The sequence below is a fragment of the Sphingobium sp. LMA1-1-1.1 genome, from assembly GCF_040676365.1.
Taxonomy (GTDB): domain Bacteria; phylum Pseudomonadota; class Alphaproteobacteria; order Sphingomonadales; family Sphingomonadaceae; genus Sphingobium.
The window spans coordinates 252,313-266,987 of the sequence record NZ_JBEGHS010000023.1 but is presented as its reverse complement, the minus strand read 5'-3'; the positions used below and the strand labels follow the sequence as shown (position 1 = coordinate 266,987).

12 protein-coding genes are annotated in these 14,675 nt (G+C 63.5%); 9 read left to right on the top strand and 3 right to left on the bottom strand.

All coding sequences use genetic code 11. From position 1 onward, the window contains the following. The first annotated feature begins 97 nt into the window (after positions 1–97). The 8 genes from MRBLMA1_RS12705 (at position 98) to lpdA (ending at position 10,294) form a co-directional block, all read left to right on the top strand. Complete coding sequence (locus MRBLMA1_RS12705) at positions 98–886, top strand: succinate dehydrogenase iron-sulfur subunit (RefSeq protein WP_025547823.1); 789 nt, start codon at positions 98–100, stop codon at positions 884–886. Positions 887–920: 34 nt separating this feature from the next. Next, positions 921–1,364 (top strand): PaaI family thioesterase, encoded by a 444-nt coding sequence (locus tag MRBLMA1_RS12700; protein ID WP_363737440.1) that lies wholly within the window; start codon positions 921–923, stop codon positions 1,362–1,364. After that, on the top strand, positions 1,361–2,473 hold the full coding sequence (zapE, locus tag MRBLMA1_RS12695) for a cell division protein ZapE (protein WP_363737196.1): 1,113 nt from the start codon (positions 1,361–1,363) through the stop codon (positions 2,471–2,473). Before MRBLMA1_RS12700 ends, zapE begins: the two co-directional genes overlap by 4 nt. A gap of 295 nt (positions 2,474–2,768) precedes the next feature. Continuing rightward, positions 2,769–3,731 carry a malate dehydrogenase gene (gene mdh / locus MRBLMA1_RS12690; RefSeq protein WP_363737195.1) on the top strand — a complete coding sequence of 321 codons (963 nt, stop codon included), beginning with the start codon at positions 2,769–2,771 and terminating at the stop codon, positions 3,729–3,731. Positions 3,732–3,835: 104 nt separating this feature from the next. After that, positions 3,836–4,720 carry a succinate--CoA ligase subunit alpha gene (gene sucD / locus MRBLMA1_RS12685; RefSeq protein WP_025547828.1) on the top strand — a complete coding sequence of 295 codons (885 nt, stop codon included), beginning with the start codon at positions 3,836–3,838 and terminating at the stop codon, positions 4,718–4,720. A gap of 86 nt (positions 4,721–4,806) precedes the next feature. Continuing rightward, positions 4,807–7,617 carry a 2-oxoglutarate dehydrogenase E1 component gene (locus tag MRBLMA1_RS12680; RefSeq protein ID WP_133652978.1) on the top strand — a complete coding sequence of 937 codons (2,811 nt, stop codon included), beginning with the start codon at positions 4,807–4,809 and terminating at the stop codon, positions 7,615–7,617. An 8-nt stretch (positions 7,618–7,625) separates the two neighbouring features. Then, positions 7,626–8,867 (top strand): 2-oxoglutarate dehydrogenase complex dihydrolipoyllysine-residue succinyltransferase, encoded by a 1,242-nt coding sequence (gene odhB / locus MRBLMA1_RS12675; protein ID WP_363737194.1) that lies wholly within the window; start codon positions 7,626–7,628, stop codon positions 8,865–8,867. Positions 8,868–8,893: 26 nt separating this feature from the next. Next, positions 8,894–10,294: a dihydrolipoyl dehydrogenase gene (gene lpdA / locus MRBLMA1_RS12670; RefSeq protein WP_363737193.1), complete on the top strand. Its 1,401-nt coding sequence runs from the start codon at positions 8,894–8,896 to the stop codon at positions 10,292–10,294. Between the two features lie 165 nt (positions 10,295–10,459). On the opposite strand, the gene MRBLMA1_RS12665 is transcribed toward lpdA, so the two are convergent. From MRBLMA1_RS12665 to gph, 3 genes are all read right to left on the bottom strand, one after another. Continuing rightward, positions 10,460–11,632: a GGDEF domain-containing protein gene (locus tag MRBLMA1_RS12665; protein ID WP_363737192.1), complete on the bottom strand. Its 1,173-nt coding sequence runs from the start codon at positions 11,630–11,632 to the stop codon at positions 10,460–10,462. A gap of 139 nt (positions 11,633–11,771) precedes the next feature. Continuing rightward, positions 11,772–12,533, bottom strand: a complete 762-nt coding sequence (locus MRBLMA1_RS12660) for an enoyl-CoA hydratase/isomerase family protein (protein ID WP_363737191.1) — start codon at positions 12,531–12,533, stop codon at positions 11,772–11,774. Continuing rightward, a complete protein-coding gene (gene gph, locus MRBLMA1_RS12655) occupies positions 12,530–13,198 on the bottom strand; it encodes a phosphoglycolate phosphatase (protein WP_363737190.1) in 669 nt (222 codons plus the stop codon). Before gph ends, MRBLMA1_RS12660 begins: the two co-directional genes overlap by 4 nt. A 160-nt stretch (positions 13,199–13,358) precedes the next feature. On the opposite strand from gph, the gene glmU reads away from it, so the two are divergent. Continuing rightward, the gene (gene glmU, locus MRBLMA1_RS12650; protein WP_363737189.1) at positions 13,359–14,651 is read left to right on the top strand and encodes a bifunctional UDP-N-acetylglucosamine diphosphorylase/glucosamine-1-phosphate N-acetyltransferase GlmU; all 1,293 of its coding nucleotides are present in this window, start codon (positions 13,359–13,361) and stop codon (positions 14,649–14,651) included. Positions 14,652–14,675: the final 24 nt, after the last annotated feature.

Here is a 14,675-nt window from a genome sequence, read left to right as displayed (position 1 = left end):
GATGCCCAGTGCCAATGGGAATGCCATCCGTAGGTGCTTGACTAAGTGGTGCCTATATTGTTGAGGGGCGGGGAACGGGATAGCAGGACTTATCGAAATGGCCGAATTTTCGTTGCCCAAGAACAGCAAGATCAGCGCCAAGGGCGTGACCCACAAGGCGCCCGACGGCGCGACGAACGTCAAGAGCTTCAAGGTCTATCGCTACGATCCCGACTCCGGCCAGAATCCCCGTTACGATACGTTCGAGATTGATCTCGACAATTGCGGGCCGATGGTCCTGGACGCGCTGTTGAAGATCAAGAACGAATATGATCCGACGCTGACCTTCCGCCGTTCCTGCCGCGAGGGTATTTGCGGGTCCTGCTCGATGAACATGAACGGCCGCAACGGCCTCGCCTGCACCACCTCCATCGAGGAATGCGCGGGCAAGGAAGTGCGCGTGACGCCGCTGCCGCACATGGACGTGATCAAGGATCTTGTGCCCGACTTCACGCATTTCTACGCGCAGTACAACAGCATCAAGCCCTGGCTGCAAACCGTCAGCCCGGCGCCCAGCGGCAAGGAACGGCTCCAGTCGCCGGCCGACCGCGAGAAGCTGGACGGCCTCTACGAGTGCATCCTGTGCGCCTGCTGCTCGACCAGCTGCCCCAGCTACTGGTGGAACAGCGACAAGTTCCTTGGTCCTGCTATCCTGCTGCAGGCTTATCGCTGGCTGGCCGACAGCCGCGACGAATATACTGGCGAGCGTCTGGACGAGTTGGAGGATCCCTTCCGTCTCTATCGCTGCCACACCATCATGAACTGTGCGAATGTCTGCCCCAAGGGCCTCAGCCCCGCCAAGGCGATCGCGGAAACCAAGAAGATGATGGTCGAACGGCAACTCTGAGGAAGTGAGCGAGGAAGCAGGTCATCTGAGCCTGGTGGCCGACGGACCATGGGCGGGCTGGTCATGCTGGGCCGACATGGTGGAGGGCACCTTCCTCGATTCGGCCGTTGGCATCACATATTTACGCAGCGATGCCGCGGGCAAAGCGACGGTAATGCTGGAAAGCAGGCCATCGCACGCCAACCGGCTGGGCGTGCTGCATGGCGGTCTTCTCGCGGCGTTTGCCGACCATGCCTATTTCGCCGGGCTGGCAGCGATGGGCCGGCCGGAACAGGTGGCGGCGGTGACCGTTGACCTTGCCATGCAATATTGCGGTCCCGGGAAAATCGGTCCCGTCCTGCGCGCGGAGGTCGAATTGCTGCGCGAAACAGGGCGGCTGATGTTCCTGCGCCTGACCATTTCCCAGGATGATGAATTGATCGCGGCATCGACCGCGACCGTGCGCAAGGCGCCCGAAGCCAGGAGGCTTCCAGGATGAGCAGCGTCATCGCTCGCTACGACGCGCTTGTCGCTGCGGGCGAATTGCGCCCCGATTCCGACCAGCGGGCCGCGGCGGAGCGGCTGGAGCGGCTGCAACAGGAACTGGGGGCAACGCCGCCGCGTGGTTCCACATTGTGGCGATTGTTGCGCAAGGCGCCGGAACCGCCGCGCGGCCTTTATATGTGGGGCGGCGTGGGTCGCGGCAAATCGATGCTGATGGACCTGTTCTTCAACACGGTGCAGATCCAGCGCAAGAAGCGCGCGCATTTCCACGAATTCATGCTCGACGTTCACGCCCGGCTGGCCGAGGCGCGCAAATCGGAAACGGGCGATCCGATCCCCCCTGTGGTCGAGTCGCTGGCGGAAGAGGCTCGGCTGCTCTGTTTCGACGAGATGGTGGTCAACAATATGGCCGATGCCGCCATCATGTCCCGGCTCTTCACCGGCTTGCTGGAAAAGCGCGTGACGATCGTCACCACGTCCAACCGCGCGCCGGACGAACTCTACAAGAACGGTCTCAATCGCCAACTTTTCCTGCCGTTCATCGACCTCATCAAGGCGAAGCTGGACGTCATGACCCTGAACGGGCCGACCGATTATCGCCGTGATCGCCTGGGCGATGCCGCCTTGTGGCATTCACCCAATGGCGCGGAAGCGACAAGGGCGCTGTCGGAAGCCTTTTTCCGGCTGACGGACTATCCCGTGGAAGACCGGGCCAAGGTTCCGGCCGAGGATATCCAGGTGCAGGGCGGCCGGACGCTCCACGTGCCCAAGAGCCTGAAGGGCGTGGCGGTCTTTTCCTTCAAGCGCCTCTGCGTCGAGGCCCGCGGCGCGCCCGATTATCTGGCGATCGCCCGCAAATATCATAGCGTCATCATCGTCGGCATTCCGGTGCTGGGGCCGGAGAAGCGCAATGAGGCGGCGCGTTTCGTGACGCTGATCGATGCGCTCTACGAATATAAGGTGAAATTGCTCGCCTCCGCCGATGCGGAGCCGGCACGCCTCTATCCCGAAGGCGACGGGGCGTTCGAGTTCGAGCGCACCGTATCGCGGCTGATGGAAATGCAGTCCGACGACTATCTGGCGCTGGGTCACGGCGAGAAATAGTCTCGGCTCGTCGCCAGCCCGCTTATTTGATCAGAATTCAGGCTTAGGAAAGGGGCCGCGCGCTCCCGTCCAGGGAGGCGCGCAGCAGGTGGCCGCTGTGGGGAAGGGCCGTGCGCCAGGGTAGGAGCGCGTGGGCAACAGAGGCATTGGCTTGTTAATGCAATTGCGAACGAATTGCAAAGATAAATTGTGATGGGCGCTTTTGCGCGGTTGAAACCTAGGTCGTATAGGCCTAAGCGCTCATGCAGTTTCGGTTTCTCGGCAATCCAGTTTACGGCTTGGAGGATGATTGCATATGGCCCGTAATAAGATCGCGCTCATCGGCGCTGGCAATATCGGTGGCACCCTCGCGCATCTCGCGGCTCTCAAGGGTCTGGGCGACATCGTTCTGTTCGACGTGGTTGAGGGCATTCCGCAGGGCAAGGCGCTCGACCTGTCGCAATGCGCTTCGGTCGAGGGCTTCGACGCGAAGATCACCGGCTCCAATGATTATGCCGACATCGCGGGCGCCGACGTCATCATCGTCACCGCGGGCGTTGCTCGCAAGCCGGGCATGAGCCGCGACGATCTGTTGGGCATCAACCTCAAGGTCATGAAGGCCGTGGGCGAGGGCATCAAGGCCAATGCTCCCGACGCTTTCGTCATCTGCATCACCAACCCGCTCGACGCGATGGTGTGGGCGCTGCGCGAATTTTCCGGCCTGCCGCACAACAAGGTGGTGGGCATGGCGGGCGTGCTCGACTCGTCGCGCTTCAACCACTTCCTTGCGGAAGAATTCAACGTGTCGGCGAAGGACGTCACCAGCTTCGTCCTGGGCGGCCACGGCGACACGATGGTTCCGGTGATCGAATATTCGACCGTCGCCGGCATCCCGGTTCCCGATCTCATCAAGCAGGGTCGCTCGACCAAGGAGCGCATCGACGCCATCGTGCAGCGCACCCGTTCGGGCGGCGGCGAGATTGTCGCGCTGCTCAAGACCGGTTCCGCCTTCTATGCGCCGGCAACCAGCGCGATAGCGATGGCGGAGGCCTATCTGGGCGACAAGAAGCGCCTGTTGCCCTGCGCCGCCAATCTGACCGGTCAATATGGCGTCGACAATCTTTATGTCGGCGTGCCCGTGATCATCGGCAAGGATGGCGTCGAGCAGGTTGTCGAGATCGAACTGAACGATGAGGCGAAGGCGAACCTTCAGGTGTCGATCGACGCCGTCAAGGAACTGCTGGAAGCCTGCAAGGGCATTGATCCTTCGCTGGCCTGAGCCCCAAACGAGCTTGCACCGGACCGTCCCAGGTAAGTGCGCAGCCTGGGGCGGTTCGCCTTTAGACCCAAAGTGCCACGTCCACAGAAAATGAAGGGACGCTCATGTCCATTCTGGTGAACAAGAACACCAAGGTCATCACCCAGGGTATGACCGGTGCCACCGGTACCTTCCACACCGAAACCGCCTTGGCCTATGGCACGCAGATGGTCGGCGGCGTGACGCCTGGCAAGGGCGGCACGACCCATATCGGCCTGCCCATGTTCGACACCGTCGCGGAGGCCAAGTCGAAGACCGGCGCCGACGCTTCGGTCATCTATGTCCCGCCGCCGTTCGCGGCCGATTCCATCCTGGAGGCGATCGATGCGGAAATCCCGCTGATCGTCTGCATCACCGAAGGTATTCCGGTGCTGGACATGGTGAAGGTGAAGCGCGCCCTTTCCGGCAGCAAGTCGCGCCTGATCGGCCCGAACTGCCCCGGCCTGCTGACGCCGGGCGAATGCAAGATCGGCATCATGCCGGGCAACATCTTCTCCAAGGGCAGCGTGGGCGTGGTTTCGCGGTCTGGCACGCTGACCTATGAGGCGGTGTTCCAGACCACCAATGCGGGCCTGGGCCAGACCACGGCCGTCGGCATCGGCGGTGATCCGGTGAACGGCACCAACTTCATCGACGTGCTGGAACTGTTCCTGGCCGACGACGCCACCGAATCGATCATCATGATCGGCGAAATCGGCGGCGATGCCGAAGAACAGGCCGCCCAGTTCCTGATCGACGAGGCGAAGAAGGGCCGCAAGAAGCCGATGGCAGGCTTCATCGCGGGCCGCACGGCGCCTCCGGGCCGTCGCATGGGCCATGCCGGCGCGATCGTGTCGGGCGGCAAGGGCGACGCCGAGAGCAAGATCGCGGCGATGGAAGCGGCCGGCATCAAGGTCGCCGCCAGCCCGTCCGAACTTGGCACGACCCTGCTGGAAGTGCTGAAGGGCTGAACCGGCCGAACGCGATGGCCGGGCTGCACCCCGGCCATCGGTTACCCCGCTCCGCGACTGCACGCGGTTGGCATGGGACAAGAGAAATGGGTTACGAGAACCAGGAAGTTTTTGACGGAGTTGGCGAGGCTGAACGCGGGCCGAGCTGGGCGCGCACCAACTGGCCGCCGATCGACACCGACGACCTGACCGGGGCGCTTGACCCCACGCAGATGCAAGTGGCCGTAAAGGCCGCCGCCAAGACCAATGGCAAGGCGGTTTCGGACGCTGATGCCGTAAGCGCGGCTGACGATGCAATACGCGCGCAGATGTTGATCCGTACATATCGCGTACGTGGTCATTTGGCTGCCAATCTCGACCCGCTCGGCTTGACCCAGCGCGACCTGCCGGCTGACCTGACGCCGGAATATCACGGCCTGAACGACCCTGACAAAAAGGTCTATCTGGGCGGTACGCTGGGCCTGCAATATGCCACCGTGCGGGAGATCGTGGCGATCCTGCGCGCCAATTATTGCGGCAATGTCGGCCTTGAATATATGCATATCGCAGACGTGGAGGAACGCCGTTTCCTCCAGGAGCGTCTGGAGGGCAAGGACAAGGAAATCCACTTCACGCCGGAAGGCAAGAAGGCGATCCTGGCCAAGGTGATCCACGCCGAACAATATGAGAAGTTCCTGGGTCGCAAATATGTCGGCACCAAGCGCTTCGGTCTGGACGGCGGCGAATCGATGATCCCGGCGCTGGAAGCCATCATCAAATATGGCGGTGCGCAGGGCGTTCGCGAGATCGTCTACGGCATGGCCCATCGCGGCCGCCTGAATGTGCTGGCCAATGTGATGGCCAAGGGCTTTCGCGTCATCTTTCACGAATTTTCGGGCGGTACGGCCAATCCCGAGGATGTCGGCGGTTCGGGCGACGTCAAATATCACCTTGGCACCTCGACCGATCGCGAGTTCGACGGCGTCAAGGTGCATATGTCGCTGGTCCCCAATCCGTCGCACCTGGAAACCGTCGATCCGGTGGTGCTGGGCAAGGTGCGCGCGCAGCAGACTTTCCGCGACGACCTTGCCAAACATGAACAAGTGCTGCCCGTGCTGATCCACGGCGACGCAGCCTTTGCCGGGCAGGGCATCGTCTGGGAGTGCTTCGGTTTTTCAGGCGTGTCGGGCTATAATACCGGCGGTTGCATCCACTTTATCGTCAACAACCAGATCGGTTTCACCACCAGCCCGCAATTCTCGCGCGGTTCGCCCTATCCCAGCGATGTGGCGAAGGGCGTTCAGGCCCCGATCCTGCACGTCAATGGCGATGATCCGGAGGCGGTGACCTTTGCATGCAAGCTGGCGATGGAATATCGCCAGACCTTCCACCGCGATATCGTGATCGACATGTGGTGTTATCGCCGCTTCGGCCACAATGAGGGCGATGAGCCGTCTTTCACCCAGCCGCAGATGTATGCGAAGATCCGCCAGCATCCCCCCGTCAGCGATGTCTATTCGGCGCGGCTGAAGGCCGAAGGCGTGGTCGATGACGATTTCGTTGCCCAGGCTACGGGTGACTTCGTCAACCATCTGGAGGAAGAATTCGAGGCCGGGAAGAGCTACAAGCCCAACAAGGCCGACTGGTTCGCCGGTCGCTGGTCAGGTCTGCACAAGCCGGCCGACGCGGAAACGACCCGTCAGAGCGTCGAGTCCGCGATCAGCCAGAAGCTGTTCGACAGTCTTGGCAAGACGCTGACGGCGATTCCGGAAGGCCTCAACGTCCACAAGACGCTGAAGCGCGTGATCGACGCCAAGGCGGAGATGTTCAAGTCCGGCGAGAATTTCGACTGGGCGACCGGCGAGGCGCTGGCCTTCGGATCGCTGTTGTCGGAAGGCTATGGCGTCCGCCTGTCGGGCCAGGATTCCGGGCGCGGCACGTTCAGCCAGCGGCATGCGGTCTGGACCGACCAGGATACGGAGAACAAATATATCCCCCTTTCGACCGTGCCGCATGGACGGTTCGAGGTGCTGGACTCGCCGCTCTCCGAATATGGTGTGCTGGGCTTCGAATATGGCTTCGCGCTGGCCGATCCCAAGAGCCTGGTGTTGTGGGAAGCACAGTTCGGCGACTTCGCCAATGGCGCGCAGATCATCTTCGACCAGTATATCGCTTCGTCGGAGACCAAGTGGCTGCGTTCCAACGGCCTGGTCTGCCTGCTGCCGCATGGCTATGAAGGGCAGGGTCCGGAACATAGCTCGGCCCGACTGGAACGCTATCTCCAGCTTTGCGCGGAGGGGAATATCCAGGTCGCGAACATCACGACTCCGGCCAATTACTTCCACGTCCTGCGTCGCCAGATGCTGCGGCCGTTCCGCAAGCCGCTGATCATCATGGCGCCCAAGTCGCTGCTGCGTCACAAGCTGGCGGTCAGCAAGGCGGAGGATTTCCTGGGCGAAACGCACTTCAAGCGTATCCTGTCGGACCCCAATGGGTCGGCCGACAAGGACACTCGCCGCCTGGTGCTCTGTTCCGGCAAGGTGTTCTACGACCTGATGGAAGCACGCGATGCCGCCGGCGACACGGATGTGCAGATCGTGCGCATTGAGCAGATCTATCCGTTCGCGACGGAGGCCCTTACCAAGCGCATGGAGCGCATGACGAGCCTGGAAGACGTCGTCTGGTGTCAGGAAGAACCGCGCAACAACGGCGCATGGTTCTTTGTGGAACCCTATATCGAGGAAGCGCTGGCAGCCGCCGGCAAGGCGCCGATGCGCGCCCGCTATGCCGGCCGCAAGGCGTCGGCGTCGCCCGCCACGGGCCTCGCCAAGCGCCATGTCGCCGAACAGGGCGCCCTCGTCGCCGATGCGCTGGGTCACAGCGTCCGTGAAGAAATCCGTCGCCAGAAGAAAGGCTGAACAAGCTCATGGCTACCGAAGTCAAAGTCCCCACCCTGGGCGAATCCGTTACCGAAGCAACCGTCGGCCAGTGGCTCAAGAAGCCCGGCGATGCCGTGAAGGCCGACGAGCCCATCGTCAGCCTTGAAACCGACAAGGTCGCGGTGGACGTGCCCGCGCCGGCCGCCGGCACGCTGGGCGATATCATCGCCAAGGAAGGCGACACGGTCGAGGTCGGCGCGCTGCTGGGCTATGTGAACGAGGGTGCTGCGACTGCCGCTGCGCCCGCCGCTTCTCCGGCTCCCGCTGCCAAGGCGGAAGCCGCCACGCCAGCGCCGGCCGCTTCGGCGCCCGTCGAGGAGGATGAGGGCGGCAACCTGACCCTGTCGCCTGCCGTGCGCCGCCTGGTGCTGGAGCATGGCCTTGATCCGAGCAAGATCAAGGGCACGGGCAAGGATGGCCGCCTGACCAAGGACGATGTGCTGGCCGCTGCCGCTGCCGGTACTGCGCGGGCTGCGGCCGCCAGCCCTGCCGCTGCGCCTGCGGCCGCCGGTCCCGCGACTGGCCCGAGCCGCGCGCAGGAGCGCGTCAAGATGACCAGGCTGCGCCAGACGGTGGCCAAGCGCCTGAAGGAAGCCCAGAATAACGCCGCTTTGCTCACCACCTATAATGACGTCGACATGACGAACGTCATCGAGGCGCGGGCGAAGTACAAGGATCTGTTCGAGAAGAAGCATGGCGTCCGTCTGGGCTTCATGGGTTTCTTCACCAAGGCCGTCTGCATGGCGCTGCGCGACATTCCGGGCGTGAACGCGCAGATCGAGGGCGACGAGATCGTTTATAATGATTTCGCCGACATCTCGGTCGCGGTGTCCGCGCCGAACGGTCTGGTCGTGCCGGTGATCCGCAATGCGGAGTCGCTCAGCGTTGCCGATATCGAAAAGACGATCGGCAATTTCGGCAAGAAGGCGAAGGAAGGCACGCTGACCATGGAGGACATGAAGGGCGGCACCTTCACCATCTCCAATGGCGGGGTCTTCGGCTCGCTGCTCTCCAGCCCGATCATCAACCCGCCGCAGTCGGCGGTGCTGGGCCTGCACCGCATCGAGGACCGTCCCGTGGTCCGCAACGGAGAGATCGTGATCCGCCCGATGATGTATCTCGCGCTCAGCTATGACCATCGCCTGATCGACGGTCGCGAGGCGGTGACGTTCCTCGTCGCGGTGAAGAACGCGATCGAGGATCCGACCCGCCTGCTGATCGACCTGTAAGACATCACGCCAGAGGAAGGTGAACCATGGCAGACTTCGATTATGATGTTCTGGTAATCGGCGCCGGTCCGGGCGGCTATGTCGCGGCGATCCGCGCGGCGCAGCTGGGCCTCAAGACCGCCTGCGCCGAAAGCCGCGAGACGCTGGGGGGCACCTGCCTCAATGTCGGCTGCATTCCGTCCAAGGCGCTGCTGCACGCATCGGAGCTTTACGACGAAGCGGCCAATGGCGCGCTTGCCAAGCTGGGTGTGAAGATCGACAAGATGAGCCTGGACCTCGACACCATGCAGGGCCAGCGCAAGGAAGCGGTGAAGGGCCTGACCGGCGGTATCGAGTTCCTGTTCAAGAAGAACAAGGTCGACTGGCTGAAGGGGCTCGCGAGCTTCGCCGGGGCCAATACCGTGGAAGTCGCGGGCAAGAAGGTGACGGCGAAGAATATCGTCATCGCCACCGGCTCGTCGGTCACGCCGCTTCCGGGCGTCGCGGTGGACAATGCGGGCGGCAAGATCGTCGATTCGACCGGCGCGCTGGAACTGGACAAGGTGCCAGGCCATCTGGTCGTCGTCGGCGGCGGCGTCATCGGGCTCGAGCTTGGATCGGTGTGGCGCCGCGTCGGCGCGAAGGTCACTGTGGTCGAATATCTCGACCAGATCCTGCCTGGCATGGACGGTGAAGTCCGCAAGGAGGCGAACAAGATCTTCAGGAAGCAGGGCTTCGAATATAAGCTTGGTACGAAGGTCACGGGCGCGGAAGTCGGCAAGAAGGGCGTGACCCTGACGGTCGAGCCGGCCGCCGGTGGCGCGGCCGAGAAGATCGAGGCCGATGTCGTGCTGGTATCGATCGGCCGTCGCCCCAATACGGAGGGGCTGGGCCTCGAGAAGATCGGCCTGGAACTCAATGCCCGCGGCCAGATCGAGACCGATCATGATTTCGCCACCAAGGTTCCGGGCATCTGGGCGATCGGGGACGTGATTCCCGGCCCGATGCTGGCGCACAAGGCCGAGGATGAGGGCATTGCCGTCGCCGAGAATATCGCCGGCCTGACCGGCATCGTGAACCATGACGTGATTCCGTCGGTCGTCTATACCAAGCCGGAAATCGCGGGCGTGGGCCTGACCGAAGAGGCGGCCAAGGAAAAGGGCGCGATCAAGGTCGGCAAATTCCCTATGCTGGCGAACAGCCGTGCCAAGACCAACCATGAGCCCGATGGTTTCGTGAAGATCATTGCCGATGCCGAAACCGACAAGGTGCTGGGCGTCTGGATCATCGCGACGGTTGCCGGCACGATGATCGCGCAGGCGGCCCAGGCGATGGAATTCGGCGCGTCGAGCGAAGACATCGCCTATACCTGCCACGCTCACCCGACCCATAGCGAGGCGATCAAGGAAGCGGCCATGGCCGTCACGGGCAAGCCGATCCATATGTGATCGCGCGCAGCCTTCCGCGAAGATGAAGAGGCCGTCCTTCGGGGCGGCCTTTTTTCGGGGAGAGCGAGCGGTTGCAACGCCGTCCGGAAGACCGGGGCCGGCTTTCCGCTCACCGGATGCTGCGACGGAGAATTTGGAGGCCCGCGTCGGATTTGAAGCGGCGCTTCAGCCGTTGCTGACCCGCGAGGTTACATCCTGTTCCGTCGTGGCCGGCGTCGAGAGCGCCCGGCGCACGCACACCCTGTTGCGGCCACGGGTCTTGGCTTCGTAGAGCGCCTCGTCCGCCCGCGAAATGGCGTCATGGATGGAAGCGTCGCCCCGTTGCACGGCTGATAGCCCGAAGCTGGCCGTCATCGGCCGGGACAGGCCAACCTGTCCAGCGACCTCCTGAGCCAGGCTCTCGCGAATGTCATTGGCGATGGCCGCCGCGCGGGCAGCATTGGTATCGGGCAGGAAGAGCACGAACTCCTCCCCGCCGAACCGGGCTGTAACCGCGCCTTCGGGCGCGAACCGCACCAATGTACGCGCCAGCGCGACGATCACGCGATCGCCCAGCGCATGGCCATGGGAGTCGTTGATCGCCTTGAAATGATCGATGTCGCAGAGGATCAGGCTGCCCTGTGTCGGCAATTTGCGCGCTCTCTGGCCGACCGCGTCGTCAAAGCCGCGGCGGTTGAGCAGGCCGGAAAGCGGATCATGCAGCGCATCGCGCTGATAGCGGGAGAGCAGGTCGAGCATGTTCGCCGCGAGCGCCGCCAGAGCCAGGAACAGGCCAAAGACGCAGGCCAGCGCCTGCATCAGGAAGGCATAATCGCTGTTCAGGAAATTGCCGCCCGACAATGTGAGCGGCATGGTGCTGCCGCGTATCAGATTGTCCAGCGCGACCAATGTCGCCGCCCCGAACAGCGTGCGGTCCGACCAGTTGTCGAGCCGGCTCCTCCCCGCGATCAGCGGCAGGCCGATCAGCAGGAAACAGCCGAAATCGGACGATGCCAGTTCGAAGGGCAAATGGTCGAACAGGAGGGCGGCGGCGCACAGCAATATGGACAGGGCCCAGATCGCGATCCGCGCCCGCAGCAGCCAGTTCGGCCGCCACCGTTCCAGCAACGCTTGGCTGAACAGCAGGAATCCGCTGGTGAACAGCAGGTCCGCCGCCAGACTCCAGAGAGGTGAGGGCGCAAGGGCAAATCCCGCCGGCATGGCAAAGCCGCCAGCAACGCACAGATAGGCCGCGCTCCAATATCCGGCGGCGCGCACGCGCAGGCTCCAGACGAAGGCGAACACCACGCTGAAACTTGCCATCATGACGGGCAGGAAGAAGGCGAAATTTTCCCCCACGCTGTTGTGCCTGTTCCTCTTGTCGGTCGTCAGCCGGCGCGGCGTCTCTACCGCCAGACGGGTAAAAGCCGATCCTTAACAAATACTTCCAGATCGGACGAGATGTTAATCCGTTATGGACGAACCGTCGACGAGCAGATCAGAAGGAGGGGCGGCGCTTCTCTTTGAAGGCCTGCACGCCTTCATGAAAGTCGGGCTGGGTGAAGGCGTCGCGGAACATGGCGAGCGTTTCGTCATCGTCGTCTGCCTGTCCATCCAGGATGCGGCGGACAATGGCCTTGGACGAACGGATCGAATGCTGGGCGTTGGCGGCCATGCTGTGCGCCAGTGCCATCGCTGCCTCCCGTGGGGCGGGCGCGATCTGGTCGGCCAGGCCGATGGCGAGCGCATCACCCGCGTCGAGGAGGGCGGCAGTGAACAGGATGCGCTTGGCCCGCGCAGGCCCGACCAGGTCGACCAGCAGCTTCGTGTCGAACAGCGAATAGACGATGCCGAGCCTGGCCGGGGTGATGCCCAACCGGGCGGCAGGGGAGCAGATCCGCAGGTCGCAGGCTATTGCGAGTCCGCATCCCCCGCCCACGGCATCGCCGTCTATCGCCGCGATCACCGGCTTTTCGGCATGGGCAAGGGCATATTGGCTGGCGCGGATCGCCGCCTGGTTGGCGAAGCGCCAGTCTTCCTCCCCCGAACAGCGCGCGAATTCGTGTATATCCGCTCCCGCGCAGAAGAGGCCTGGCGTCGCCGATGTCAGGATGAGCACGCGGATCGCCTCGTCCGCCATCGCCTCCTGAACCAGTTGGGGAAACTGCTCCCACATCTGCTGGTTCATCGCATTATGTTGGCGTGGCCGGTCGATCAGCAGCGTCGCGACCGGACCGTCGCTTTCCAGATGAAGCGTCATGCCGGCCAGTTTTCCAGCAAGGGCATCAGATCGTCATAATGGTGGATCACGGCGTCGGCCTCCAGCGCCTCCACCGGCCCATCCAGGAAGCCGAAGCTGACAGCGATGCTGGGGATGCCCGCATTGCGCGCGCCGGCAATGTCGTTGATGGTGTCGCCCAGGAAGATCGCCCGCCCGCCCCCTGCGCGTTCGACCATGGCGTGGATCGGCGCGGGGTCCGGTTTGGCGATGCCCACCGTGTCGCCGCCCACGACGCTGGCGAAGCGATCCGACAGGCCGATCTGATGAAGCAGGGGGATGGTGAAGCGTTCCGCCTTGTTGGTGCAGATGGCGAGCTTCACGCCTGCCGCCTGCAAAGCGTCCATCGCAGCCGTCAGGCCGGGATAGGGCAGGGAATGAATCGCCAGATTCTGCTCATAATAGTCGAGCAGGATGGGCAGCATCCTGGCCAGCATTGCCTCGTCATATCCGCCGGAGGCGTCGAGAGCCCGTTGAAGCATCACCTTCGCGCCCTTGCCGACGAAGGGGTGGATCGCCTCCACCGGGAATGGCGGGCGGCCGTCCGTCGCAATGGCGTAGTTGACCGCTGCCGCCAGGTCGCCGCTGGTGTCGAGCAGGGTGCCGTCAAGGTCAAAACCGACAATGTCGAAGGGAATGCTGGCCATGGCCGGCTCATGCCGCCTGCACAGTGGCAAAGGCAAGTCAAACATGGCAGAGAGCGCTCAGATTCTTGGCCCTTTCGTGAAGGATGCCCCTGTGACCTCCAGCCGCTCGCCCGCCCGTCCCCTGGCCGTGATCATCCTTGCCGCCGGGCAAGGGACGCGCATGAAATCAACGAAACACAAGGTGCTGCACCCGATAGCGGGGCGGCCGATGCTGCTCCACCTGCTCGCCAGCGTGGCGGCGTTGCAGCCTGAGCGGCAGGTGGTGGTCGTCGGCGCGGGGCGCGACCAGGTGGAAAAGGCGGTCGAGGGCAGCGGCGCCGTCATCGCAGTGCAGGAACAGCAACTGGGCACCGGCCATGCCGTAGCGCAGGCGCATGATGCGCTGGCCGGCTTCGCAGGCGACATATTGATCCTCTATGGCGACGTGCCGCTGGTGCGCACCGAAACGCTGCGAAGCATGCTGGACCGCCTGAATTGGGGTGACGAGCCGCGCGCCGTTGTGCTGGGTTTCCGGCCTGAGGACGCCGCCGCCTATGGCCGGATCATCGCTCGCGATCAGGGCGTGATCGAAAAGATGGTGGAATATAAGGACGCCAGTGCAGAGGAGCGGGCGGTGACGCTCTGCAATTCGGGACTGATGGCGGTGCGGTCGACCGACCTGTTCGTGCTGCTCGACAAGATCGGCAACGACAATGCGGCGGGGGAATATTATCTGCCCGACATCGTCATGCTGCCGGGCGCCCAGAGCGCGGTGATCGAGGCGGAAGCATGGGAAGTGGCGGGCGTCAACAGCCGCGCCGAACTGGCGGGGGTGGAGGCTGTCTGGCAGGACCGTCGTCGGGCGGAGGCGATGCGGGATGGAGCGACGCTGATCGCGCCGGAAACAGTGTTCTTCGCGCATGACACCCTATTGGGTCGCGACGTGGTGGTTGAACCCCATGTCGTCTTCGGTCCGGGCGTCAGCATTGCTGACGATGCGACGATCCACGCCTTTTCGCATCTGGAGGGCGCCTCTGTCGGCAAGGGCGCGGCAATCGGTCCCTATGCCCGCCTGCGCCCTGGAGCGAAGGTCGGCGATAAGGCCAAGGTCGGCAATTTCGTCGAGATGAAGAAGGCCGAACTGGGCGAGGGCGCCAAGGTGAACCATCTGTCCTATATCGGTGACGCGAGCGTGGGCGCAGGCGCCAACATCGGCGCGGGCACCATCACCTGCAACTATGACGGCTTCTTCAAATATCGGACGGAGATCGGCGCGGGCGCCTTCATCGGTTCCAACAGCGCGCTGGTCGCGCCCGTGACGATCGGGGATGGCGCGATCGTCGCGGCCGGAAGCGTCGTGACCCAGCCGGTGGAGGCCGATGCGCTTTGTCTCGTCCGGCCGGCGCAGGAGGTGAAACCTGGATGGGCCGCCCGCTTCCGGGCGAAAATGCAGGCGCGCAAAGCCGCCAAGTGAAGGCCCTTTCCCGAACGCGGCGCT

Excerpts from the sequence above, each read along its gene's own strand:
- MRBLMA1_RS12705 (WP_025547823.1), top strand. The coding sequence starts at position 98 with ATGGCCGAATTTTCGTTGCCCAAGAACAGCAAGATCAGCGCCAAGGGC.
- zapE (WP_363737196.1), top strand. The coding sequence starts at position 1,361 with ATGAGCAGCGTCATCGCTCGCTACGACGCGCTTGTCGCTGCGGGCGAA.
- mdh (WP_363737195.1), top strand. The coding sequence starts at position 2,769 with ATGGCCCGTAATAAGATCGCGCTCATCGGCGCTGGCAATATCGGTGGC.
- sucD (WP_025547828.1), top strand. The coding sequence starts at position 3,836 with ATGTCCATTCTGGTGAACAAGAACACCAAGGTCATCACCCAGGGTATG.
- MRBLMA1_RS12680 (WP_133652978.1), top strand. The coding sequence starts at position 4,807 with ATGGGTTACGAGAACCAGGAAGTTTTTGACGGAGTTGGCGAGGCTGAA.
- odhB (WP_363737194.1), top strand. The coding sequence starts at position 7,626 with ATGGCTACCGAAGTCAAAGTCCCCACCCTGGGCGAATCCGTTACCGAA.
- lpdA (WP_363737193.1), top strand. The coding sequence starts at position 8,894 with ATGGCAGACTTCGATTATGATGTTCTGGTAATCGGCGCCGGTCCGGGC.
- MRBLMA1_RS12660 (WP_363737191.1), bottom strand. The coding sequence starts at position 12,533 with ATGACGCTTCATCTGGAAAGCGACGGTCCGGTCGCGACGCTGCTGATC.
- gph (WP_363737190.1), bottom strand. The coding sequence starts at position 13,198 with ATGGCCAGCATTCCCTTCGACATTGTCGGTTTTGACCTTGACGGCACC.
- glmU (WP_363737189.1), top strand. The coding sequence starts at position 13,359 with ATGAAATCAACGAAACACAAGGTGCTGCACCCGATAGCGGGGCGGCCG.